We start from the raw sequence: 22958 nt of genomic DNA, 5'->3' as shown, positions 1-22958 counted from the left end.
CGCATTTGTGTGTCGAATTCGTAACCGACACGGATCGAAGGTCTCAGAAGCCCCGCTTGGCGCTCATCACCGCCGACACGCTGTCGCCGTCCCCTTCGTAGGTGACATCGAGCGGGGCCCGCCCGAATGCGAACAGCACGAGCTCGCCGGCGGTGCCGGTCACCACGACAGGCTTCCCGGAACCGGAGGTGACCAGCTCACGGCCGTCGGTGGTGGTCAGGGTGACCGACGCGGGCGAGCCCTTCAGGGTGAGCTTGGCCATCGACTTCGCCGGGGTGAGGAGCGCTTCCTGCATGTCGGCCGACAGCGGCCGAGGCGTCCACGGCGCGTCCCTGGGCGTTCCGCCACGCAGCACGTCCTCGTGATGGACGAACATCTCGGCGAGATTGGCCCAGCGATCCACGAGTTTGAAGGGCGAGAACGTGGGCGGACCCGACGCCAACTGGTCCAGCAGGACCTGCCATGACCCGGCGGCAGCGTCGGCGCGCACCCGCTCGGTGTGCCCGGCGAACTGCTTGATCATGATTCCGGGACCGGTGTCCGGCCGGCGTTCCCGGACCACCAGATGGGCGACGAGATCCCGGGTTGTCCAGCCCTCGCACAGGGTCGGCGCATCGGGCCCGACGGAGCGGAGGGTGTCGACGAGAGCAGCGCGTTCATCTTGTGCGAGGGTCACGGGTCACACCCTAGCGGCGTCCACCGCCTCCGGCGCTCGCGCGATCAGGATCCGACGGCCAACACCGTCGGCACGATCATCGGCCGGCGGCGGTAGGTATCGGCGACCCAACGACCCACGGCTCGGCGGATGGTCTGCGCGATGCGATGCGCATCGGTGACACCTTCGGCCGCCAGGGAGTCGAGCGCCTGGTGCACCACATCTGCCGCAGCCTTCAGGGCATCCGGATCGTCGGAGAAACCGCGCCCGGACACCTCTGGGACACTCACCGCGCGTCCGGTGGTGGCATCGATGGCGACCGTGATGGAGATGAAACCGCCCTCGCCCAGCACCAGTCGTTCCGACAGCGTGGACTCGTTGACGTCGCCGACCGACAGCCCGTCGACGTAGACGTGGCCGACGGGGACGCGGCCGGAGATCTCCGCACGGCCGTCGACGAGATCAACCACCACGCCGTCCTCGGCCAGCACCACCCGGTCCTCGGGGACGCCGGTGGCGACCGCGAGCGCGGCATTGGCCCGCAGGTGGCGCCACTCGCCATGGACCGGCATGACGTTCGACGGCCGCACCGCGTTGTACAGGTAGAGCAGCTCACCGGCCGACGCGTGCCCGGAGACGTGCACCTTGGCGCTCTGCTGGGTGATGACCGTGGCACCGCGCTTCGCCAGGCCGTTGACCACCGCGAAGACGGAGTTCTCGTTGCCCGGGATCAGCGATGACGCGAGCACGACGAGGTCGTTCGCGCGGATGTTGATCTGGCGGTGTTCGCCACGCGCCATCCGCGACAGCGCCGAGAGCGGCTCGCCCTGCGAGCCGGTCGAGATCAGCACCAACCGGTCGTCGGGCAGGGTCGCGGCGGTGTCGAGATCCACCAGGACCCCGTCGGGCACCGACAGGTATCCGAGATCCTGGGCGATCTGCATGTTGCGGACCATCGACCGCCCGACGAAGGCGATCCGCCGATTGTGCGCCAGGGCCACGTCGACGACCTGCTGAATCCGGTGGACGTGGCTGGCGAACGACGCGACGATCACCCGCTGGCGGGCGCGACCGATGACCTGGTCGAGGACGCCGCCGATCTCACGTTCGGGCGTCACGAACCCGGGTACCTCGGCGTTGGTCGAGTCGACCAGGAACAGATCGACCCCCTCGTCGCCGAGCCGGCTGAAACCGGCGAGATCGGTGAGCCGATTGTCGAGGGGTAGCTGGTCGAGCTTGATGTCGCCGGTGTGCAGGACCACGCCGGCCGGGGTCCGGATGGCCACCGCGATGGCGTCCGGAATCGAGTGGTTGACCGCGAAGTACTCACAGTCGAACGGGCCGTGTGTGGTCCGCTCACCCTCGACCACCTGCACGAGCTTGGGGCGCAACCGGTGCTCACGACACTTCGCGTCGACCAGAGCGAGCGTGAACTTCGACCCGATCACCGGGATGTCGCTGCGCAACCGGAGCAGGAACGGGACCGCGCCGATGTGGTCCTCGTGCCCATGCGTCAGGACGATCGCGTCGACGTCGTCCATCCGGTCTTCGATGTAGGTGAAGTCGGGCAGGATCAGGTCGACGCCGGGTTGGGCGTCCTCGGGGAACAGCACGCCGCAGTCGACGATCAACAGGCGGCCGCCGTATTCGAAGACGGTCATGTTCCGCCCGATCTCGCCGATGCCGCCGAGGGCCACGATGCGAAGACCGTTGCGGGGTGCCCGGCGAGGGGTACCGAGTCGATCGACAGCAGGCACCGTCGCGGCCTGCGATCCGCGGTTGTCGCCACGCCGATCCCGTCGCTCGTGACGTCCGCCGCCGGAGCGTGACTGGCCCGATTGGGCCCGCGCGGCATGCTTCGGCTCGGCATCCTGGCCGCCCTTGGCTGCCGACGAATCCGCCTTCTTGGGTGCCTTTTTCGCGGTGCCGCCGGCCGCCTTGGCAGCCTTGGCAGGCGGTTGTGGAGGCGCTGCCGCCTCGGTCGGAGGGGCCGCCTTGGTCGGAGGTGCCGCTTTGGTGGGAGGTGCCGCCTCGGTGGGAGGTGCCGGAGGTCCCGCCTTTCGGCTTGCGGTACGACGGCGCCGCGCTGGCCCGGTCATCAGTTCAGCACGCCGGCCGTGCGGAGATCTGCGACGAGCGCCTCGATCTGTGGTCCGTCTGCCGGAACCTGCGGCAGACGCGGTCGCCCGACATCGAATCCGAGGATTCGCAACGATTCCTTCACCATGGTCACACCACCCAATCGGCCCATCGCATTCACCAGTGGGAGCATCGAGATGTTGAGCTCCCGGGCGGTCGCGATGTCGCCCTTCTCGAACGCCATCTGCATGTCGCGCAGCCGATCCGCGACCAGATGCCCGATCACGCTGACAAATCCGGTCGCACCCACCGAGAGCCACGGCAGGTTCAACGCATCCTCGCCGGACAGGTACTCCAGATCGGTCGACGCGATGATGCCCGCGGCAGAATGCAGGTCGCCCTTGGCATCCTTCACACCCTTGATGCGCGGATGTTCGGCCAGCGCGAGCATCGTGTCGTTGAGGATCGGGACCACCGAACGGGGCGGGATGTCGTAGAGCAGCACGGGAAGATCGGTGGCGTCCGCGATCGAGCGGAAGTGGGCGTACAGGCCCGCCTGCGGTGGCTTCGAGTAATACGGCGTCACCACGAGCAGTCCGTGGGCGCCGACCTTCTCCGCCTCGATGGCGAAGCGGACGCTCTCCGCGGTGTCGTAGCTGCCGGCGCCCTGGGTGATGCGAGCGCGGTCCCCGACGGCGTCGAGAACCACACGCAGCAACTCGAGCTTCTCCGGGACGGTGGTCGTGGGTGACTCGCCGGTCGTACCCGACACCACGAGTCCGTCGCATCCCTTGGACACCAGGTGTTCGGCCAGCTCGGCGGCCTTGTCCAGATCCAGCGCACCGTCGGAGGTGAAGGGGGTCACCATGGCGACACCGATGGTCCCGAAGGGGTGCGTCTGCGGCTGGTCTACGCCTGCGTTCATGGTGCTCAAGGCTACCTTCTCCATACCGCGGATACGCGTGCGGGCGCCCGGCGCGGCGCCGCTCAGCCCTCGAGGACGAATGGGGAGGTGGCGACCTCGGTTCCGTCGGCCAGCGTGCCGATCTCGAAGTCACCGAACACCGTCGGCGCCACCTCCATCAGCTGACGCAGACACTCGACGGCGAGTTGCCGGATCTCGACGTCGGCGTGTTCGGTCGCGCGCATCCCCACGAAGTGCCGCCACGCGCGATAATTGCCGGTCACCACGATCTTGGTCTCGGTGGCATTCGGCAGTACCGACCGGGCCGCCTGACGTGCCTGCTTGCGCCGCAGGATCGCGTTCGGCACATCAGCGAACTTGGCCTCGAGGGCGTCGAGCAGCTCGCTGTAGGCCTTTCGCGCCGAATCGGTCGCCTCGGTGAACAATGCCTCGAGCTCGACGTCGCCGCGGATCGCCGGTGGTGCCACCACATTCGAGTCGTGCTCCGGGACGAATCGCTGGGACAGCTGCGAGTAGGAGAAGTGCCGGTGCCGGATCAGCTCGTGGGTACACGAACGGGAGATACCGGTGATGTAGAACGTCACCGACGCGTGCTCGAGCAGCGACAGGTGACCCACCTCGAGGATGTGCCGCAGGTAGCCCGCGTTGGTCGCCGTGCGGGGATTCGGCTTGTCCCAGCTCTGATAGCAGGCCCGGCCGGAGAACTCGACGAGCGCCTCTCCACCGGCGGCATCGGTACTCCAGTCGACGTCCGGCGGTGGGGTGAACTGCGTCGCGGCGACCATCTGCACCGTCAACGGCACCAACTCGGACACGTTGCCTCCTCACCGCATTCTGTTCGACCCGCCAGCCGTTCCTGCGGGGTCGGTTGCGTCGATTGTCCACCAGTTGCGCAGACCGCTCCCCCTCACCCCGCGATACCGTCCACGGTGATGTCGACCCGATCGTCGTCGAAGCAGATCAGGTCACGGACCGGCTCGCCGTCGATGAGCGGATCGGGATAGCACCAGGCGACATCGGCCACCGTCCGCCCGTGCACGGTGGCCGACCAGTACGAGGCGTGGCCCTTGTAAGCGCACGTGGTGTGCGTGTCGCCGGCGACGAGCAGATCCATCCGGATGTCCTCGCGAGGCAGGTAATGGCGTGGCGGAAGGTGGGTCTCGAGCAGGAGCGTCGGCCGGTTGCTCTCGGCCACCACCACATCGTCGACGCGAACCACGACGTGGCGACTCGTTTCCAGACAGTCGATGTGCTTGAACGGATCGTGTGGATGCGCGACCACGGTCTGCTCCTCCTCCCGCCACTCGTCGAAGGCGGACCAGTCGAGGACGACGTGGCCTCGTAGATCCGGATCATCGGGGCTGAAGGCGGCCGCGACCAGCGGGTGATCGGTGGTGGGGATCGTCCACGCCGTCCCCGGGCAGGTGTGCAACCCGAACGCATCGTCCGGGGTCAGGATCGGCGGTCGGTGCTCGGCAGTCGCCACGGCCACCGGATCGACCGGCCCCGGCGAGATGTCCGCGACCGGTACGGCATAGAAGCCCACCACCCGGTACGGCTCCCACACCTGCAACGCATCACGTGAGTCGACGACCGTCTCCCCCGCGACCGCAGCACGCACTCGTCGTCGCATCGCGCACCAGCGGAGTTCGCCGAGTCGGGAGAGCGTGAACCGGTCCATGTCGATCGCCATGATGCAAATCCTGCTCCTTCCGCCGGAACGGCACCAGACCCTCGTCGGGTCGGCGATCGGATGTCGATCGGGCGGATTCCGGATGAACGTTCGACGACGCCCGCCAGAACCCCCACGGCGCTGCTGATCCGCCGAGCGCCTCCCGCTCGCCACCATGGCATCGGGTGCCGCATGATGAGCGTCGTGTCCGCACCGCCCAGTGACCCCAGTGACCCCGATCAGCCCGGCGCGTCCTCTGCAGAACCGTCGGAAAGATCCGGGATCAGCCGTCGCGCCGTGTTGCGCACGGGCGCGGTGGCGGCCGGTGTCTCCACCGCCGGGATCGCCATGTCACCCGTCTCCGCCACACCAGCGCCCCGTTCGGCCGCGGTGTTCGCCCACGGCGTCGCCTCGGGCGATCCACTCCCCGACGGGGTGATTCTGTGGACACGCGTCACGCCGACGGCCACGTCGACGCCGGGCTCGGGTCGCGGACCCGACGTCAACGTCACCTGGGAGGTCGCCCGTGACGCGAGCTTTGCACGCACGGTGGCATCCGGCTCCGTCCACGCGTCTGTCGATGCCGACCACACGGTGAAGGTCGATGTCGCCGGGCTGGAGCCCGACACGCCCTACGTCTATCGGTTCCGGGTCGCGTCGGGACCCACGGCGGGTGCCACGTCGCCGACCGGTCACACCCGCACGGCACCGGCAGCGGGCGCCGATGTCCGTCGGCTGCGATTCGGCGTTGTGTCGTGTGCCAATTGGGAAGCCGGGTACTTCGGGGCGTATCGCCATCTGCGCGCGCACCGCGATCTCACCGCCATCGTGCACCTCGGCGACTACTTCTACGAGTACGAGACCGGCGGCTACGGCGGGAAGTCCGGCGTGGTGCGGCGGACGGAACCGGCCAACGAGACCGTGACCCTGCGCGACTACCGGATCCGACACGCCCACTACAAGACCGACGTCGACCTCGCCGAACTGCACCGCCTCCTGCCGTGGATCTGCACGTGGGACGACCATGAGTCGTCCAACGACGCCTGGACGGGCGGCGCGGAGAACCACAGCGCAGGCGAGGGACCCTGGGCAGCACGAAAAGCCTCGTCCGAGCGCGCCTACTACGAATGGATGCCGGTGCGTCCCGAGGCGACCGGTACCGGCAGGCATCTCTACCGCAGGCTCCGTTTCGGACGGTTGCTCGAACTGTCGATGCTGGACCTCCGGACGTACCGCGACCACCAGGTGTCGGCCACCTCGTCCGACGTCGACGACCCGCGCCAGACCATCACCGGGCCGGCCCAGATGCGTTGGCTCACCAATGGATTGACCTCGTCGTCCACGCGATGGCAGATAATCGGGAACCCGGTGATGATCGCGCCCGTCCTGATCCCGCCCCTCGACGCCCGCAACACCGCGGCCGTCACCGAATTGCTCGGCCTGCCCGCAGGCGGCGTGCCCTACAACGCCGATCAATGGGACGGCTACACCGCCGATCGCCGCCGACTGCTCGACACGATCCGCGATCATCGCGTCGACAACGTCGTGTTCATCACCGGCGACATCCATTCGTCCTGGGCTTGTGACATCCCCGTCGACGCGGCTCGTTATCCCGCCGTCGGTTCGGTCGCGACCGAGCTGGTGGTCCCGTCGGTGACCTCGTCCAACATCGACGACATCCTCGGAGTGCCCGAGCACACCGTCGGCGCCGCCGTGCCCACGGCGATCATGGCCGCCAACCGGCACGTCCGATGGAACGATTTCGACGCGCACGGCTATGGGGTGTTGACCGTCACACCGGCAGCGGCGCAGATGGACTGGTACTTCCTCGTCGACAAGGCCGACCCGCGGACCAGCAGCTATCACGCCAGATCGTTCCGGGTGCCCTCCGGAACGCCACGCGTCGGATCCGTCGCAGGCCCCGCCGACTAGCGTCACGAGACGGCACCGTGATCGTCACGTCCATCCAGGAAACGAAAGGCCCGAGATGACCACACCTTCGCACCGCTCCGCACTGCGGCGACGGCTCGTATGCGCGGCCGCTGCACTCGCCGTGGTCGGCGCACCCGCAATCGCACCGACCGCGATCGGAACAGCGACGGCAGCCCCCTCGCAGATGGCGGCCACGTCCGCGCCCGCCGCATTCGACCTCGCCGGCACGGTGAACACGCGCACGTTCGCGAACTATCACACCGCCGACGGTCACTCGATCAACGGCCGGGTCATCCGCAGCGACAGCCTCGACAAACTCACGGTGTCCGATCAGAAGAAGCTGACCGGACACCGGGTCACCTCGATCATCGACTTCCGCAGCGACGTAGAGCGCGCTGTGCAGCCCGACCGCGCGGTCCCAGGGTCGACGGCGGTGAACTACAACGTCGTCGGTTCACCGGTCCCGATCAGCCTGGACTCGGGTTCGGCCAGTCTGACCGACACGGAGAGCCAGTACCGCGAGTTCGTGACCAGCGCGTCGGCGCGCGACGCCTTCCGGAAGACGTTGCTCGACATCAAGACCACCACGAGCAAGGGCGATACCGTGCTCTACCACTGCACCGCGGGCAAGGACCGCACCGGCTGGGCGTCCGCGGTCCTGCTGAGCATCCTCGGCGTCGACCGCAGCACGGTCGAGCAGGATTACCTGGCCAGCAACACCTTCCGCCATGCCGACGCGGGCGACTCGCTGAACGGCGTGAACATCTCGTCGCTGCGTGCCGCGTTCGCCGCTGCGGACAAGACGTACGGCAGCTTCGACAACTACGTGTCCAAGGGCCTCGGTCTGACGGCCGGTGACATCGCCGGGCTCAAGAAGGGCCTGCTGGTCAAGCACGCGTAGTCACGGCATTCGCGAAGACTTCTCGTGCGATCGTCGACGACTACCCGTCGACGATCGCCGAGAGCTTCGCGAAGGTGTCCTGCCAGCCGTCGACGGCAATCGACTCGATCCCGAGATCCAGGACGGGCCGGTCGTTACCCCCCTCGTCCAGGCGGTCACCGAAGAACAGGATGTCGCCGGTGCCGAGGTCGAGGATGTCCATCAGCTTCCGCGCGCCATACGCCTTGTCGATCCCCTTCTTGGTGACGTCCACCGACGTCGAGCCGCCGCTGCGCACCTCGAGGTCGGTCAGGCGCTCGGCTGCATACGCGCGCAACGACTCCTTCTTGGCACCGTCGCGATCCCAGGCGGCCTTGGCATCGACCGGAGCCGACTGCCCCAAGGCGCTGAAGGTGATCTGGCTGCCACGGTCCTCGAGGATCGGGCCCCAGGTCTCCGACTCCCACAGACCGAGCTCCTTGGCCCCCGCCTCGAGGACGTCGAGGGTGCGCGACTTCTCGTCGTCGCTGAGGTATTCGGCGTAGACGGTCTCCCAATCGGTACCCGACCAGCGCACGTACTGCGTGCCACACGTCGGCATCAGATGGAGGTTCCCGATCGAGTCGAAGGTCCCGAGGCGCGCCAGGACCTGCGCGGCGAACTGCTCGAACCGCCCGCCGGAGATGATGCACCCGAGACTCCGGTCGAGCATGCGGCGCATCAGGGCGACCATGTCGTCGGCCATCGGGCTCTTCGACGGAGCCAGGGTGTCGTCGAGGTCGAACATGACCAGCCGGTAGTCCTTGCCCTGGTACGAAACCGCCATCATCAGCCTTCCCGATCGAGCACGTCCGTGTGCACATTGGTCGAGCAGAAGCATGGCATCCCGGCGTCGCAATTGCACCAGTCGGGGTGCCGGGTCAGCGAATCATGGCCGACGTCACGTCGAGTAGCCGAACCGCCTCGTCCCGGTTGACGCGCGCGAGGGTCATCGCCGCGATCGTCGCCCCGGTGATGGACGTGGCACGCGCCGCGACGGACTCTGCGTCGTCGTCGGGGAATCGCGCGGCCACTCCGCTGGTGACAGCCGCGAGGAGTTCGGCGTGATAGGCGCCGACGACCTGCCGCACGGCCTCGTCGTCCCCGAGGGTGGTCCCCGCGGTGCCGACGAGCAGACAGCCGGTCGGTTCGTCGGCGTCCCCGAGGCGCCCGATCGCCTCGGTCAGACCGGCGAGGTACCCGGCCAGTGCGCCGGGCGCGACGTCCGATTCCCGGAGCGGACGGATGCGGGGCCGCACGATGGTGTCGAGATAGTCCTGCACTGCCGCGTCGAACAGACCGCGCATGTTCCCGAACGCGTGGTAAATGCTCGACCGCGACAATCCGGTCGCCTTTTCCACGTCGGACACCGAGACCCCGTCGAAGCCCCTCTTCCAGAACAGATTCCGCGCCGAGGCGACAACAGTGGCGGTGTCGTACGCCTGCGTTCTGCCCATGATCACCCCTGACTGCGTCGATTGTCGTTCCGACCAGCGTACGCTATTGTGGAACGATCGGTACACAATCCGGAAGGGAGTCATCGATGACTCAGACCAGCACACAGATCCAGCTCGCGAACCGGCCGACCGGCTGGCCCACGGACGCCGACTTCCGCACGGTCACCGTCGAGTACGGCGACCTGGCCCCCGGGCAGGTGCGCGTCGCCAACGAGTTCGTCTCGGTGGATCCGTACATGCGCGGCCGGATGATCGACACCCGCAGCTACATCCCGCCGTTCGTTCTCGACGAGACGATGACCGGCGGTGCCGTCGGTCGCGTGGTCGAGTCGACGACCGACGATCTGCCGGTCGGCACGCTGGTCTCCCATCAGTACGGATGGCGAGACCTCGTCCAGGAGGACGCCAAGGGTTTCCGCGCGCTTCCCGAACCGCCCGAGGGCGTCTCGTCGTCGGTCTACCTCGGCATGCTCGGCATGACCGGGCTCACCGCGTACGTCGGACTCCTCACGATCGCGCAGATGCGCCCCGGTGACACGGTGTTCATCTCGGGGGCCGCGGGCGCAGTCGGAACCGCCGCCGGCCAGATCGCCCGACTCAAGGGCGCCGAGCGGGTCATCGGGTCCGCGGGTTCGGCCGAGAAGGTCGCGCTGCTCACCGAGCGCTACGGCTACGACGCGGCGTTCAACTACAAGGACGAACCGTCGGTGCGTAAGCAGCTCCGCGAGGCCGCACCGGACGGCATCGACGTCTACTTCGACAATGTCGGTGGCGATCACCTCGAGGCGGCCCTCGACTCGTTCAGCGACGGCGGACGAGCGGCGCTGTGTGGGGCGATCGCCCAGTACAACAGCACAACTCGCACCCCCGGACCGAGCAACATGGCCAACATCATCACGCGCGGCCTCACGCTCACCGGGTTCACGGTCGGCCACCACTTCGATCAGCTGCCGGAGTTCACCGCCACGATGGGTCAGTGGTTCGCAGCAGGCGAGGTCGTACACGACGAGACCGTCGTCGACGGGATCGACAACGCGGTCGATGCCTTCCTGGGTCTGATGCAAGGCCAGAACACCGGCAAGATGGTCGTGCGTATCCCGTCCTGATCAGCTCACCGGACGGCGGCGGAGAGCGCGCGGGAGAGATCGCCCCGCTCCCCGACGTCGACCCGGTCCAGTCCGAGCCACCCGGACATCGCCGCGAGGTCGGCGGCGAGCCGATCGGCGACGACCTTCTCGGCCCGGCCGTCCTCGAGAAAGGCCCCGAGCACCAGGAGCGAGCCGGCCTTGCGGTCGGCCTTCAGATCGATGCGGGCGACGATGTCGTCGCCCATCAGATACGGCAGCACGTAATAACCGTGCACCCGTTTGTGTTCCGGCACATAGATCTCGATGCGGTAGTGGAAGTCGAAGAGGCGCTCGGCCCGTGGGCGGAAGAACACCAGCGGGTCGAACGGCGAGAGGATCGCGGCGCGATCGGTCCGGCGAGGGATTACCGCGCGCGCGTGCAGGTAGGCCGGATCCCGCCATCCCTCGACCGTGACCGGAGTCAGCTCCCCCGCATCGACCAGATCGCGGATAGCCGGCCGCATGTCGACGCTCTTGGTGCGGTAGTAGTCGGCGAGATCGGCGACTGTCGCGACACCCAGTGCGCTCGCTGCCCGCGCGGCCAGTTCCCGATGCGCGTCCGCTCGGTCGATGTGCTCGTCGACGACGTCGGTGCCGATGACGCGTTCGGTCAGGTCGTAATGCCGTACGAAGTTCTCGTTGCGTACGGCCGAGAGGTCGCCCGCGGCGAACATGGCCTCGCAGAGGTGCTTGACCTCCCCGCGATGCCACCAGCCACCCGGGACCCCCGACTGCCGGACGATGCCGAGGTGATCTTCGATCTCCTTCGGCGTGCTCGGACCGCCCTCGACGATCACCCCGTGCACATCACGCGCGAGTTCCCGGTTGCGGCTCATCAGTTCGCGGGTGAACCGGTATCGTCCATCGCGGAATTCGTCTCTGCGCCAACCGAACAGAGGCCAGTCGCCGACGGGGATGAGCGCGGCCTCGTGGGCCCAGTACTCGACGAGGAGTCGCGATCCGCGCCGGGGGCGCCAGGCCGCGCGGTCGAGGATGTCGCGATCGTACGGACCGAGTCTGCTGAACATCGGCATGTAGTGGGCACGCGCGGCGATGTTCACCGAATCCATCTGCAGCAGCCTGGTCCGGGCCACGACCCGCCGCAGGTGCGCCGACGTCGGCACACCGGAAGGTGGTCGATCGGTGAAACCCTGTGCGGCAAGGGCGATTCGCCGCGCCTGTGTGGCGGAGAGGCTGGTACGGGTCATCTGCCCCGCTATGCCTCCCGCCCCGACCGCACACTCGCGTGCCGGAGATAGTCGACGAATCGGAAGTGGACGCCGGTCGACGACGGCTGCCAGTCGCCGGTGCCCTCGGCCTCCCACCTGTACGGGTCAACCTCGGGCGCAAACGCATCAGCACCGTCGACCAGCATGTCGATCTCGGTGATGCGCAGATGCGTTGCCACATCCATCGATGCCTCGTAGATCTGTCCGCCACCGATCACCGTCACCGGTCCGTCGACCAGCCCGAGGGCGTCGTCGATCGTGTGGACGATCTCGGCCCCCTCGGCGGACCATGTGGCCGACCGCGTGATCACGATGTTGCGCCTGCCGGGCAACGGCCGGACACGGTCGGGCAGTGACTCCCAGGTCTTCCGCCCCATCACCACCGCATCGGACCCGGTGAGCTCGCGGAACCGACGCATGTCCTCGGGCACCCGCCACGGGATGCTGTTCTCACGACCGATCGCGCCCACCCGATCCTGGGCCCACAGCAGGGTGACCGTGGTCGCCATCAGATCGCCACCGGCGCCTTGATCCCCGGATGCGACTCGTAACCCACCACCGCGATGTCGTCGAACTCGTAGTCGAAGATCGAATCGCGTTTCCGCAGTTCGAGTTTCGGATAAGGGTACGGATCACGCGACAGTTGCTTGCGCACCTGCTCCACGTGATTGTCGTAGATGTGGCAATCACCGCCGGTCCAGACGAACTCGCCGACCTCCAAGTCGGCCTGTTGCGCCATCATGTGCGTGAGCAGAGCGTAGGAAGCGATGTTGAAGGGCACGCCCAGAAAAAGGTCCGCGCTGCGCTGGTAGAGCTGACACGAGAGCTTTCCGTCGGCGACGTAGAACTGGAAGAAGGCGTGGCACGGGGGCAGCGCCATCTGCGGGATCTCACCGACGTTCCACGCCGAGACGATGTTGCGACGGGAGTCGGGGTTCGTGCGGAGCAGGTCGAGGGCGGCCGAGATCTGGTCGATGTGTTCACCGGACGGTGTCGGCCAGCTGCGCCATTGCACGCCGTAGACCGGCCCGAGGTCGCCGTCGGCGTCGGCCCACTCGTCCCAGATGCTCACCCCGCGGTCCTGCAGCCACCGGACATTCGAGTCGCCGCGCAGGAACCACAGCAGCTCGTACACGATCGACTTCAGATGCACTTTCTTGGTGGTGACCAGCGGGAAGCCGGCCGCCAGGTCGTAGCGCAGCTGGTGTCCGAAGAGACTGCGCGTGCCGGTGCCGGTGCGATCGGCCTTGGGGGTACCGGTCTCGAGGACGAGCCGGAGCAGGTCCTCGTACGGGGTCGGGATCGTCGCGGCGTCCGACGCGGTCGCTGAGTGGATGGCCGTGCTCACGGTGCCAGTGTAGGACCAGCCGGAACCGTGCTGGTGGACCGGCGCGGTCGGGTGCACGCCGGAGCCGTACGCGGACGTGGTCGCGATCCGGCCCGGGAGATCATCAGCCCATCAGCCCGGCCGCGACCGTGGCGCCGAGTTCCCAGCATTTCTCGAGTTCGTCCTTGGACGGCTTGCCGGCGACGGAGATGTATTCGGCCGCCTTGGTCCACCCGAGTCCGGTAGTGATCGAGTCGACCGCTTTCTCCGCACCCTCGGTCCCCTCGTTGCCGTGCAGGTACAGGCCGAACGGCCGTCCCTTCGTCGAATCGAGGATCTGGTAGTAGGTGCTGTCGAAGGCGTGTTTATTAGTCGTAAACTCTCTTACTATGAACACGCCCGCGACCAGCGCAATCATCTACACCCGAGTGTCCCGCGACAACGCAAAGGGCCGGTCCGTCGCCGAGCAGGAGGCCGAGTGCCGGGCAGTGTGCGAGCGGGAGGGCTGGCCGGTGGCCGAGGTGATCTGCGACAACGATCGGTCGGCGAGCCGATACGCCCGCAAGGACCGCCCCGGCTTCGACCGGCTCCGCGAGATCGTCGCCCCGGGGCACGCGATCGTCTGTTGGGAGGCGTCGCGGCTCTCACGTGATCTCGGCGCGCTTATTGGCTTGCGCGATCTGTGTATCGAGCGGGGCGTGGCGATGTCCTATGGCGGGCAACTCGTCGACCTCGACGAGCCCAAGTTCGTCATCGACGGCATGATGTCCGAGCAGGAGGCCAAGAAGACCCGCGAGCGCATCCTCCGCGCGCACCGGGCCAATCTCGCCGAGGGAAAGCCCCACGGCCGAGTTCCGTACGGCTACAAGATTGTTCGTGATCCCGAGACAGGCAAGTCGACCGGCCGGACCCCCGACCCCGACCGCGCTCCCCTCGTTCAGGAGGCTGCGCGTCGAGTGCTTGCAGGGCAGTCGTTCGGCTCGGTAGTCCGATGGATCGAAACGAAAGACCCGATCGGGTGGGACTCGGCAAAGCTGCGCCGCATTCTGCTCAACGCGACCTACGCCGGGTACCGCACCGTCAGCGCCACCATCGACGGGAAACGCGGCCCCCAGGAGATTCACGGCAAGGGCACATGGGAGCCGATTCTCACCGACGAGCAACACCATGACTTGGTCGCTCTGTTCGCGGGTCGCAAGACCGGGCCGCGTGGGGTGCCGGTGAAGCACCTCCTCACCGGCATCGCCCGGTGTGCAGTATGTGGTGAGCACGTCTGGAAGGCGCGCGGTGGCCGACGCAAAGACGGGACCGGCTACGTGGTCTATCAGTGCAAGGAGCACTGTGTGGGCCGAAATATGGAGGCGACCGACGGCGTCGTTCTCGCGGTCGTCGAAGGCATCCTGACCACACCCGAGTCGCTGGCCGCACTGGCCGAGGTACCGGCGTCTGACCCCACAGCCCCGGCACGACTGGCCGAGCTGCGTCAGCGCCTGGAGGACGTGGAGAACGAGATCGCCGAGGGTCGGATGCCCCCGAGCACCGGCGCGCGGGTCGCGACTCGCCTGGAGGCGCAGATCGCCGACGCCGAGGCCGACGCGACACCGGTGTTCACGGACCCGTTGATCCGCGACCTCGCGACCGCCCCCGACCCGATGGCGATGTGGCAGGAGCTACCGCTGGTCGCGAAGCGCGAGTTCATCCGGTCGACCATGACCATCACCATCGACCGCGTCGGCCGGGGCCGATGGCATAAGCCGTCCGACGCGATCACAATCACGCCTCGTCGCCCCGCCGTCGCTCAGTAGGTAGCGGACCCGGCCACCGTCCCCAGCAGAATATGCTTGCCCGATGCCGCTACCAGAGGACTTGCCACCGACGCTGTACCACTACACCGACACCGGAGGGCTCCTCGGAATCCTCGGTAATCCTGTCGCTTTCCCCGGTACCGACGAGGGCACGTTCGCCACCGAGAAGGACGCCACATTCGGGACGCTGTGGGCGACCGACGCGCGCTATCTCAATGACTCACAGGAGCTGACCTACGGTGCGGAGATGCTGGCGAAGAAGCTGGAGACCGAAGCGGACTCAGCAAGAAGTGAGACTGTCCGTGAGCGGCTGCACCAGCTTGCCGCCGATACTCGCAACGGAAGGTTCGAGTACAACACCCGCTCCAAAGTCGAGAAGCCGAACCCCCACGTGACCTGCTTCTGCACTTCCGGCAACCTGCTCAGCCAGTGGCGCGGCTATGGCGACGGTGGCGGTGGGTACGCGATCGGTTTCACCGGCACCGCTATCGCAGGACTCATCACGGTGAATGCGTCACTCTTCCAAACGGACCCAGAGCTCTCAGTAGGTCCCGTTCAGCAGGCCGTGAGGGTTCGCTATGGCAAGGTTGAGGCCGAACCGTTCCTTACCGAGTGTGCGGGCGAAGCCAGACACGGCCTCGAACAAATCGAGAGTGGCAAGAAGTCGTACAGGTGGCCCGACACGTTTCATGGCGTGATTGCGACCTCGCTCGCCCAGGTCAAGCACGACGCCTTCCGCGAGGAGTCCGAGTGGCGCGTCGTTGTGGACCAGGAATGGGGCGGTGAAGATGCGCAGTTCCGCGCCGGGCGAGTCGGCCTAATCCCCTACCAAAAGCTCTATTTCCCGATCACCAAAGCTGGAACACCGTTGGTGAAGGAGATCGTTGTCGGCCCCGGTGGCGAGCGCGAACTCCGAAAGGAGGCCCTGGAGCGCCTGCTAGCGAAGATCGGCTCAGCCGATACCGAGGTCGTGCTGTCTGACGCGCCCTACCGGGGGTAGCTGTTAGCTCGCCCGTCCCGCCGCCGGGGACGGCATCGGGGCGGGCAGCGTGTAGGGCTCAGCACCCATGTCTGTCGGGTCGTTCGCTTTCGGTGCGAGTTTGTAGAGCAGCGCCCGGCCAACGGATTCCCGGATCACCTGCTTGCGGGTGTCTATGAGTATGTCGAGCGCCTTCTTGGTTGTCTCGTCCTTGCCGCCGACGGCCCTGTACAACGCGGTCCGGTTGAGGGTGTTCGTGTCGTTCTTGGCATCGGCAACGGCTTCCGCCAGTACTTCGAGAATGCGGGTTGCGCGGTCCTCGACGACGCCGTCCTCGTGGGTCTGGATGCGATCGCCGCCCGCGTAGCTGAGCCGTTGAGTGGCGGGGTTGAACGACAGCAACCCCTCACCGACGGGCTGCTGAGCGCCGCGAACATCGGGTGCCGAAAAATATCGGTCCTCGGGATTCATCTGGTCGCGGATCAGCTTCAGGTTGGCGTCGGTCCAGCCCACCAGCGTCGAGTCACCGCGCGCACGCTCGTTGTTGTGGCCCATGTGGTGGTAGACGATGACGTCACCGATTCCCGCGTCAGCGAGCAGTTGACTGAATGGGGCCAGGAACTTGCCGATTTCGTGGTTCTCGTCGAGCCCCATCACGTCCAGGGCGGGCTTGAGGCAGTCGAAGATGAGGAGATCGCACCCGAGATCGCGAAGTCGATGCACCCAGAACTCACGCACGCGATCGTTGCCGAGATCGAGCAGGCGGGGCTTGTCGCGCAACGCTGCGACGCCCGCGACCGCCGAAGTGTTTCGTATCTTCTGTAGCCGTATCCAGTACCGGAGCATGTCCTCGTTCATCTCGTTGTCCATGACGACGATGCGTTGTGCGCGTTCGTGGACTTCGAACGAGTCGAGGAATGCGTCACCGTCAGCCAGCGACCGGATGAGGTTCATGTTCAGCGTTGTCTTGCCGGTCTTGGCCTGGGCCGCGCACATGATCTTCGCGCCTCCAGACGGCCACAGCCCCTCGATGCGAAAGCGCGAGGGCGTGTCCTCCTGTGCCAGAAACTCATCGAGCGTCGGGAACGCGGCCAGAAGGTCCAAGTCTTCGGTGTCTGCTGCTGCGAGGCGGCGGCGCGCCTCACGGTCAGCCAGCAGGTACATCTGACGTTTCGCGACCTCGCGCTCGAACTCGGCATCGGGGGCGGTGTCGTCGGTCACGGAGGCGTCCTTGGGGGTCGAGTGGTCGAGGGTGACCGGGGCGGGAAACAGATCGAGATCACGCATGGTGGCGCTGTCGTCGCCGTCGAATGCAGTGCTGACACCGCCCGTAGCCGCGTCACCGCCCGGCCGTGCTTCGCGACGAGGTCGGTGAACGGCTCGGCGTCATGATCCGTCCAGATGTAGAGCGGCGGGTCCGGCGAATCAGCGAACCGGCCACACCCGGGCTCGTGGGCGGTGGCGGACTTGGGGCTGGCGTGAGCGCCAGGCGCGGTCCATACGTCACACCCGCAGTTGTCGACGGTGCCGGTGGCGCTCCAGCCGTCGGCGTCGGCGAGGATTTCCGACCACGGGGTCGCCGCTCCCCATTCCTCGATCGTGGTGGCGTCGTCACGGCTCGCGGGACGATCGGCCCGGGGACGAGCGGCGGCGTAGCTCCCGATCACCTCGGCCAGCGACTCCGGCAGCGACTCAACGGTTCCCGTCAGCCGGTAGGCACCTTCGGCGCGTTCGCTCGGCGGGATCAGGACGTAGGTATTCGGCCCCCACTTGATCGAGTACGCCGCGTCACCGGACCCGACTGTCATCGCGTGCAGGTGAACGGGTAGCTCGACGCCCTCGGGCGCGGTGAACCAATAGTGACCGCCGTCGTGGTGGACGAGGTTGCCGACGGTGTCGTGAGCCCCGGGTGTGCTGACGGTGGGCGGTGTGTCGGCGTCGGCGCCCGTGTCGCGGAGGAACGCGGCCCTCTGCTCGGGGTTGTCACAGTCGACGACGACGAGGCGGCTACGGCCCGCTGAGACGGCGAGGTTGACGGGCTGGTCATCGTGCAGTTCGACGTACGGCGCGAGATACCCGTCAAGGGTCGACTCGTCGGTCGTCGCGAGCGCCACCCCGGCCGGACTCTTCGCCTTACGCCAGTTGGATCGGCCCGCGGCGCGAGCTGCGTGTTGTGCGGCGAGGTCGTCAGCCCGGCGCACCTTCACCGACCGCATGTCGGCGGGGTACTTCGAGCCCGGGTGAACGAACATCACCGCACACCCCTCGGCCGCGAGGTCGGAGATGGACCCGCCCAACGAATCCCGACTTTGGGAGGCGTTGTCGAGGATCTTCGTCAATGCCCGAGCACGCACCTCGGCGCTGCTATTCTGGTCGTAGGTCATGTTCAGGGCCTATCTCGTTTGGTAGCGGGTTTCCGACCGGTCAGCGAATCTCGGGCGCTGGCCGGTCGACTCGTATGTGGGTCGGCGCGAGGTGACGCACCGGGGCTCATCGTTGACCGTCCGAGGCCAAGCTGGACAGCAATGTCGCCGCGCGGCGTAGGTCAGCAGGCTCGAACTTGGCGACCTGGTCAGCGACCCAATGCTCACGCGCTTGTGGCGGGGCGTCCTGGCGCTGCCCGCCAATGAGGGTTGCCGCGGCACTCACGCCGCACCGCCCGTGAGAATCGTGCGGATGCGCGGTCGGCCTGATCGGCACTCAACGCCGGAGCGGCATCGACCAGCTTGCGGATCGAGTCGCGGTAATCATCGTCGGCGTCGGTTGGGGTACCCGACGGCGCACCTTGGGCAGGCATCGGGTTGCTACGCAGCCAGGCGTGAACCTCATCGAGGTCATAGCGGAACACCCGGGGGCCGAGTCGATGGACCGGCAGGCCGAAGTTGTGGACGTAGTGAAGGACTGTCTTCTTAGCGCAGCCAAGCTCGCGCGCTAGCTCCTGCGTCGAGACGAGTGTGCTGGTTGTGGGCACGGTGGAACTCCGATAAGTCGGATTGGTTCCACGGCCCCGCCCGGTGATGAGGTGGCCTCCGCGTCCACCCTGGGCGCGAGCTACGTGAGGGGCACCGGCGAGGTGACCCGAGCAGCCGCTACATGCCGATCTCGCGTCGATCCGGGGCGTCTATGTCAGCTCCGGCGATTCGGGATCATGCGGCGCACCGACTCCTGCGGGGGCTATCGACACCGGTGCGTTACGGCAACTATAGCTCCTTTTCGGGTTGGCGAGGCGCGTTAGGCACACCGGCGAGTCGACAACGCCGACACTGTTAGTCGTTGTCGGGCAGCACGTTTCAGATGAAGCGGTCGCACAGCTACTCCGCGCACCGCTTCGCCCCCGCCCGAGATCGGGTCAACGGGCCTCGGGGCCGGATAGATCAGAATCGACCAGAAACATGCCCTGACCAGCTGAAATGTATCCAGCCCTTTTCGAGGGCTGGATAGGCTGGAATGTATCCAGCCCAGTCGAGGGCCGGATAGGGCTGGATAGGTCACGAAAAGCACCATTGACCTGGTCTTTCTATCCTGCCCTCGGCGGGGCTGGATAGGGCTGGATCGCCATAGCCCTATCCAGCCCGACCTATAGGGAGGGCTGGAAGGGCGGGATAGATGGACGCGAGGTGATGAATAAGGGGTAGATCGCGGTCTAGTCGGTTGATCGGGAAGGAGCGGTGACGGCCGGATCGTGCCCGCCGAGGTCGGCGTTGTCAGGCTGTCGCCGAAGCGGTCGAGTGGAATAGCAGTGATCTCCGAATCATCGCGCCCGCCAACGTATTACCCGCCCTTGTCGGCGTTCTGAGTCTGCACGCAATTGGTACATAGTGGGTACATGCCCCGCCCTGGACCTGTTATGAGCCGCGAAGACTCGCGCCGTCGCGCTGAGCGTGCGCATCGCCTACGCGCCCTCGGTCGGACGTGGGCCGAGATCGCCGACTCCGAGGGGTTCCGGTCTCGCGGCGCGGCCCGTACGGCGGTGCAGCGGTACCTCGACTCCGAGCCCGGCGAGTCGGTCGACGAGGTACGCCGGTCGGCGGGCGAGACCCTGCGGATCACACGGTCGGTTCTGATGGGCCGGTTCGCCGACGCGTCCCGCCGAGGCGACGACGACATGCTGGTCAAGCTCTCCCGCGAGGTCCATAGGAACTTGAGTCAGTGGGCGCAGCTCACCGGCGCGAACAGCCCTGAGCGCCACCAGGTAGAAGCGGTGGTTGCCACTACGACAACCGACCTGCTGGATCAACTCGAAGCAAAGTTCGGCAACGTCATCGATGGAGAGGTGCTTGACCAGTGACCGACAAGAAGAACGTCATGAAGAAGGCAGTCGGACTCGCCCGCGCGATCACCGAGAACGAACACGACGCTGCGGTGCTCGACGTCGTCGAGGCAGGGATCGACTCGGCAGCCGAGATCGCCGATGGCACGCACAGCGCCGAAGACCTGGACCGACAGATCGCCGAGGGAGTCGTCGGGATATACAGGCATGTTGAACGCGGCGGCCCCCTGTGGAGCGAACACCTGGCCGCCACCGAGCAGGTGCTCATGCCGCTCACCGAGGCGGAGCGCGCCGACCTGTGGCGGCGAACGGCCTGGAGTGACACCGACGAGCACCCCGCGCTGACCGCGCCGCCCGAACCCTGGGATGAGCCCACCCCGGCGCTGAGTGAACCGCTGGCGGCTGATGAGGCTGTGCCCGAGGTCGATGTGCGCGACGAGCCCGAGCCCGATGACAAGGGCGATGAGGACGTGATCGACGCCGAGATCGTCGAGGTCTCACAGACCACGAGCAGCCAGCGGCGCTACAAAGTCCAGCCCGGCGGGTACGGGCCTCCCGGTGTCACGAACCCGCTTCTGTCCCGCTCGATCTCGGGCCGACGCCAGCCCACCATCGAAATCGGAGGCGAGGCGACAGGGTGGGGGTAGGCGAATTGGCAACGGACGCAACAGTGTTACGTCAACCGTCGTCGGAGTAACGCGATAGACTTGGAGCATGGCCAATATGCGCGTCACCCGCACCCGACCCACCGCCCCGACCGGCACGGCCGTTGCCTACCTTCGGGTGTCGACGACCGAGCAATCCGATTCAGGACTCGGCCTCAACGCCCAGCGTCGAACCATCGAGACGTACGCCGAGGCACGCGGGCTGATGATCGTCGAGTGGTTCGAGGATGCTGGAGTCAGCGGTGGCACTGCCCCGACCAAGCGACCCGCGATGCGTGACGCTCTCGACGCGCTGGCCGACCGGCGAGCCGAGACCCTGCTCGCGGCGAAGCTGGACAGAATCAGCCGATCGCTCGCCGATGCGGTTGACCTCGATCGCATCGCCGCCAAACAGGGATGGCGGATCACCACCGCCGATCAGATGGTCGACACCACCACCCCGGCGGGCCGGGCCGCGATGAACATGTTGCGAGTCTTCTCCGAGTTCGAGCGGGACATGATCTCGCAGCGGACCCGTGAGGCGCTGGCCGAGAAGCGCGCTCAAGGCGTCCAACTCGGCACGCCCTCCAAACTCCCCGACGCCGTCGTCGAACGCATCTGCCGGGCCGCGTACAACGGTGTGTCGCTGCGCTCGATCGGCTCATCGCTGGAGGCTGACGGTGTGCTCACCGGCAGCGGCTCAACGACCTGGCACGCGAACGCCGTGCGCCGGGTGCTTGACGGTCGACGAGGTCGAGCAATCACCGCCCACCTCGAAGCGACAGACCCCGATCACGCTGTTGTGTAGTAGCTTTCGCCAGCTCGGTCTCGTGCTGTCCACGGAAAGCACGATTTCGATCGAGATCGTGCAGCCACGTGTCGTCACGCAGCGTTCCGATGCGTCACTTATCCAATCCCCAGTTCTGCCAGCCCTGAGGTTGTGAGCGTTGTCGCCGCCGAGGTGAGCGCCGGAAGCGCGATCTTCTCGCACAACGCCAGCAGTGCCCGGGCGCGGGTGCGCACTTTGCCGGGTTGAGGTTCCGGCTGGGTGAGCTCGCCCTCGAAGTCGTCGATCGCCTGCTCGACGTCAGCGCGATCGTCATCGTTCCCAACCTCCGGGACGAGATTGCGAACTGACGCGAACAGCTCGGTCAGCTCGTCGGGCAGGATGCCGTTGTTCACGATCTGCTTAGACCTAGTACCCGCTCCCACTGCGCCTGAGTTAGACGCGACCGAGACCTCGTTGTGGTCACCTGACACGTTGTTGATCCGTACGTTCACGGCGTTATCCACCTTTGATTTCGAAGGGAGGGTGATAGGTGCATCGCTGACGAGATCAGCGACGATCTCGACGAGTGTGGTCCTGACGGCACCCACTATCGCGACGAATGTTGTCGCTGTTGGCCTGTAGTACAGCCGGTCAACTGTCTGGAACATTGGCAACTGGTCGCTCCACCGGCTAGCCACCAACGCGAAGCTCTCGTTCGCAAGCTGCGGCGTCCTGGATGCCGAGGCCATGGACTCCAACTCGTCGACAGATTGGCGCATCTCGACAGATTCTGGGACACCGTCGCGAAGGTCGGACGGGACTTGGAGGCGGTGAATGTGCTGGCCGCGAATAAAGGTCGGGCCACTCTGAGTGTCAACAAAGAGAGGCAGAGATACGCGTCGGTAGTCAGGCAACGCGTCGTCTGGTGCATACCCGCGCAGCTCGTGCTGTGCCCACGCGCGCAGAGCATCCGACCCGGTGCGTGCACCGAGTAGCACGCACGCTCTTAGAAGGTTGGCGAGCGAGTAGTCGTCGTCCACGCTGTGCTCGCTCAGCGTGACGAGTAGTGCCTCATCAGTCATTGCTCTGCCCCGCCTGCGTGGCGGGTGGAACTTGCTGTCATGCGGCGATTATCGCAGCGGGCACTGACATTCGGAGTGGTCTCCAGA

General features: G+C 66.6%; 22 protein-coding genes and 1 pseudogene. 8 read left to right on the top strand and 15 right to left on the bottom strand.

Annotated features, from left to right (window positions below; all coding sequences use genetic code 11):
• Positions 1-43 precede the first annotated feature (43 nt).
• From OVA31_RS21605 to OVA31_RS21585, 5 genes are all read right to left on the bottom strand, one after another.
• A complete protein-coding gene (locus OVA31_RS21605; RefSeq protein ID WP_267628608.1) occupies positions 44-676 on the bottom strand; it encodes a TIGR03085 family metal-binding protein in 633 nt (210 codons plus the stop codon).
• A 44-nt stretch (positions 677-720) separates the two neighbouring features.
• A complete protein-coding gene (locus OVA31_RS21600; protein WP_267628607.1) occupies positions 721-2754 on the bottom strand; it encodes a ribonuclease J in 2034 nt (677 codons plus the stop codon).
• Positions 2754-3659, bottom strand: a complete 906-nt coding sequence (gene dapA, locus OVA31_RS21595; protein ID WP_267628606.1) for a 4-hydroxy-tetrahydrodipicolinate synthase — start codon at positions 3657-3659, stop codon at positions 2754-2756. Before dapA ends, OVA31_RS21600 begins: the two co-directional genes overlap by 1 nt.
• Before the next feature lie 62 nt (positions 3660-3721).
• Positions 3722-4474, bottom strand: a complete 753-nt coding sequence (gene thyX, locus OVA31_RS21590; protein ID WP_267628605.1) for an FAD-dependent thymidylate synthase — start codon at positions 4472-4474, stop codon at positions 3722-3724.
• Positions 4475-4566: 92 nt separating this feature from the next.
• Positions 4567-5352 (bottom strand): DUF427 domain-containing protein, encoded by a 786-nt coding sequence (locus OVA31_RS21585; RefSeq protein WP_267628604.1) that lies wholly within the window; start codon positions 5350-5352, stop codon positions 4567-4569.
• 174 nt (positions 5353-5526) lie between these two features.
• On the opposite strand from OVA31_RS21585, the gene OVA31_RS21580 reads away from it, so the two are divergent.
• Together OVA31_RS21580 and OVA31_RS21575 are read left to right on the top strand one after the other, a co-directional pair.
• Positions 5527-7263, top strand: a complete 1737-nt coding sequence (locus OVA31_RS21580; protein WP_267631641.1) for an alkaline phosphatase D family protein — start codon at positions 5527-5529, stop codon at positions 7261-7263.
• 55 nt (positions 7264-7318) lie between these two features.
• Positions 7319-8164, top strand: coding sequence for a tyrosine-protein phosphatase (locus tag OVA31_RS21575; protein WP_267628603.1), 846 nt, complete (start codon positions 7319-7321; stop codon positions 8162-8164).
• A 40-nt stretch (positions 8165-8204) separates the two neighbouring features.
• On the opposite strand, the gene OVA31_RS21570 is transcribed toward OVA31_RS21575, so the two are convergent.
• Together OVA31_RS21570 and OVA31_RS21565 are read right to left on the bottom strand one after the other, a co-directional pair.
• Complete coding sequence (locus OVA31_RS21570) at positions 8205-8969, bottom strand: HAD-IIB family hydrolase (RefSeq protein ID WP_267631640.1); 765 nt, start codon at positions 8967-8969, stop codon at positions 8205-8207.
• 94 nt (positions 8970-9063) lie between these two features.
• The gene (locus OVA31_RS21565; RefSeq protein ID WP_267628602.1) at positions 9064-9639 is read right to left on the bottom strand and encodes a TetR/AcrR family transcriptional regulator; all 576 of its coding nucleotides are present in this window, start codon (positions 9637-9639) and stop codon (positions 9064-9066) included.
• Positions 9640-9725: 86 nt separating this feature from the next.
• Between OVA31_RS21565 and OVA31_RS21560 the strand changes: the two genes are divergently transcribed.
• Positions 9726-10745, top strand: a complete 1020-nt coding sequence (locus OVA31_RS21560) for an NADP-dependent oxidoreductase (protein WP_267628601.1) — start codon at positions 9726-9728, stop codon at positions 10743-10745.
• Positions 10746-10750: 5 nt separating this feature from the next.
• Here the strand turns inward: OVA31_RS21560 and OVA31_RS21555 are convergent, their stop codons facing one another.
• From OVA31_RS21555 to OVA31_RS21540, 4 genes and pseudogenes are all read right to left on the bottom strand, one after another.
• The gene (locus OVA31_RS21555) at positions 10751-11974 is read right to left on the bottom strand and encodes a winged helix-turn-helix domain-containing protein (protein ID WP_267628600.1); all 1224 of its coding nucleotides are present in this window, start codon (positions 11972-11974) and stop codon (positions 10751-10753) included.
• 8 nt (positions 11975-11982) lie between these two features.
• The gene (locus OVA31_RS21550) at positions 11983-12504 is read right to left on the bottom strand and encodes a dihydrofolate reductase (protein ID WP_267628599.1); all 522 of its coding nucleotides are present in this window, start codon (positions 12502-12504) and stop codon (positions 11983-11985) included.
• Positions 12504-13343 carry a thymidylate synthase gene (locus tag OVA31_RS21545; protein WP_267628598.1) on the bottom strand — a complete coding sequence of 280 codons (840 nt, stop codon included), beginning with the start codon at positions 13341-13343 and terminating at the stop codon, positions 12504-12506. Before OVA31_RS21545 ends, OVA31_RS21550 begins: the two co-directional genes overlap by 1 nt.
• 103 nt (positions 13344-13446) lie before the next feature.
• Positions 13447-13689 (bottom strand): annotated as a pseudogene (locus tag OVA31_RS21540) (flavodoxin family protein); the annotation flags it as partial.
• Between the two features lie 22 nt (positions 13690-13711).
• Here OVA31_RS21540 and OVA31_RS21535 point away from each other — a divergent pair.
• The gene (locus OVA31_RS21535; protein WP_267628597.1) at positions 13712-15127 is read left to right on the top strand and encodes a recombinase family protein; all 1416 of its coding nucleotides are present in this window, start codon (positions 13712-13714) and stop codon (positions 15125-15127) included.
• Positions 15128-15170: 43 nt separating this feature from the next.
• Complete coding sequence (locus tag OVA31_RS21530) at positions 15171-16127, top strand: DUF2971 domain-containing protein (protein WP_267628596.1); 957 nt, start codon at positions 15171-15173, stop codon at positions 16125-16127.
• 3 nt (positions 16128-16130) lie between these two features.
• Here OVA31_RS21530 and OVA31_RS21525 read toward each other — a convergent pair whose 3' ends face one another.
• The 3 genes from OVA31_RS21525 to OVA31_RS21515 form a co-directional block, all read right to left on the bottom strand.
• Positions 16131-17327, bottom strand: coding sequence for an AAA family ATPase (locus tag OVA31_RS21525; protein WP_267628595.1), 1197 nt, complete (start codon positions 17325-17327; stop codon positions 16131-16133).
• On the bottom strand, positions 17324-18490 hold the full coding sequence (locus tag OVA31_RS21520; RefSeq protein WP_267628594.1) for a bifunctional DNA primase/polymerase: 1167 nt from the start codon (positions 18488-18490) through the stop codon (positions 17324-17326). Before OVA31_RS21520 ends, OVA31_RS21525 begins: the two co-directional genes overlap by 4 nt.
• A 203-nt stretch (positions 18491-18693) precedes the next feature.
• Positions 18694-19077 carry a helix-turn-helix transcriptional regulator gene (locus OVA31_RS21515; RefSeq protein ID WP_267628593.1) on the bottom strand — a complete coding sequence of 128 codons (384 nt, stop codon included), beginning with the start codon at positions 19075-19077 and terminating at the stop codon, positions 18694-18696.
• An 876-nt stretch (positions 19078-19953) separates the two neighbouring features.
• Between OVA31_RS21515 and OVA31_RS21510 the strand changes: the two genes are divergently transcribed.
• The 3 genes from OVA31_RS21510 to OVA31_RS21500 all read left to right on the top strand — a co-directional run bounded on the left by OVA31_RS21510 (position 19954) and on the right by OVA31_RS21500 (position 21828).
• Entirely contained in the window at positions 19954-20394 is a 441-nt protein-coding gene (locus tag OVA31_RS21510) for a hypothetical protein (protein ID WP_267628592.1), read from the top strand.
• Positions 20391-21023, top strand: a complete 633-nt coding sequence (locus tag OVA31_RS21505; RefSeq protein WP_267628591.1) for a hypothetical protein — start codon at positions 20391-20393, stop codon at positions 21021-21023. Before OVA31_RS21510 ends, OVA31_RS21505 begins: the two co-directional genes overlap by 4 nt.
• Before the next feature lie 67 nt (positions 21024-21090).
• Positions 21091-21828, top strand: coding sequence for a recombinase family protein (locus OVA31_RS21500; RefSeq protein WP_267628590.1), 738 nt, complete (start codon positions 21091-21093; stop codon positions 21826-21828).
• A 98-nt stretch (positions 21829-21926) separates the two neighbouring features.
• Here OVA31_RS21500 and OVA31_RS21495 read toward each other — a convergent pair whose 3' ends face one another.
• Positions 21927-22871 carry a hypothetical protein gene (locus OVA31_RS21495; RefSeq protein WP_267628589.1) on the bottom strand — a complete coding sequence of 315 codons (945 nt, stop codon included), beginning with the start codon at positions 22869-22871 and terminating at the stop codon, positions 21927-21929.
• Positions 22872-22958: the final 87 nt, after the last annotated feature.

It is taken from the genome of Gordonia sp. SL306 (genome assembly GCF_026625785.1).
In the GTDB taxonomy this organism is placed as follows: Bacteria; Actinomycetota; Actinomycetes; order Mycobacteriales; family Mycobacteriaceae; genus Gordonia.
The sequence above is the reverse complement of the archived record's forward strand: the minus strand, read 5'-3'. Positions and strand labels throughout refer to the sequence as shown.

Coding starts and splice junctions, on each gene's coding strand:
- OVA31_RS21600 (WP_267628607.1), bottom strand. CDS start 2,754: ATGACCGGGCCAGCGCGGCGCCGTCGTACCGCAAGCCGAAAGGCGGGA.
- dapA (WP_267628606.1), bottom strand. CDS start 3,659: ATGAACGCAGGCGTAGACCAGCCGCAGACGCACCCCTTCGGGACCATC.
- OVA31_RS21585 (WP_267628604.1), bottom strand. CDS start 5,352: ATGGCGATCGACATGGACCGGTTCACGCTCTCCCGACTCGGCGAACTC.
- OVA31_RS21580 (WP_267631641.1), top strand. CDS start 5,527: ATGAGCGTCGTGTCCGCACCGCCCAGTGACCCCAGTGACCCCGATCAG.
- OVA31_RS21575 (WP_267628603.1), top strand. CDS start 7,319: ATGACCACACCTTCGCACCGCTCCGCACTGCGGCGACGGCTCGTATGC.
- OVA31_RS21570 (WP_267631640.1), bottom strand. CDS start 8,969: ATGGCGGTTTCGTACCAGGGCAAGGACTACCGGCTGGTCATGTTCGAC.
- OVA31_RS21565 (WP_267628602.1), bottom strand. CDS start 9,639: ATGGGCAGAACGCAGGCGTACGACACCGCCACTGTTGTCGCCTCGGCG.
- OVA31_RS21560 (WP_267628601.1), top strand. CDS start 9,726: ATGACTCAGACCAGCACACAGATCCAGCTCGCGAACCGGCCGACCGGC.
- OVA31_RS21555 (WP_267628600.1), bottom strand. CDS start 11,974: ATGACCCGTACCAGCCTCTCCGCCACACAGGCGCGGCGAATCGCCCTT.
- OVA31_RS21550 (WP_267628599.1), bottom strand. CDS start 12,504: ATGGCGACCACGGTCACCCTGCTGTGGGCCCAGGATCGGGTGGGCGCG.
- OVA31_RS21535 (WP_267628597.1), top strand. CDS start 13,712: ATGAACACGCCCGCGACCAGCGCAATCATCTACACCCGAGTGTCCCGC.
- OVA31_RS21530 (WP_267628596.1), top strand. CDS start 15,171: ATGCCGCTACCAGAGGACTTGCCACCGACGCTGTACCACTACACCGAC.
- OVA31_RS21520 (WP_267628594.1), bottom strand. CDS start 18,490: ATGACCTACGACCAGAATAGCAGCGCCGAGGTGCGTGCTCGGGCATTG.
- OVA31_RS21510 (WP_267628592.1), top strand. CDS start 19,954: ATGAGCCGCGAAGACTCGCGCCGTCGCGCTGAGCGTGCGCATCGCCTA.
- OVA31_RS21500 (WP_267628590.1), top strand. CDS start 21,091: ATGGCCAATATGCGCGTCACCCGCACCCGACCCACCGCCCCGACCGGC.
- OVA31_RS21495 (WP_267628589.1), bottom strand. CDS start 22,871: ATGACTGATGAGGCACTACTCGTCACGCTGAGCGAGCACAGCGTGGAC.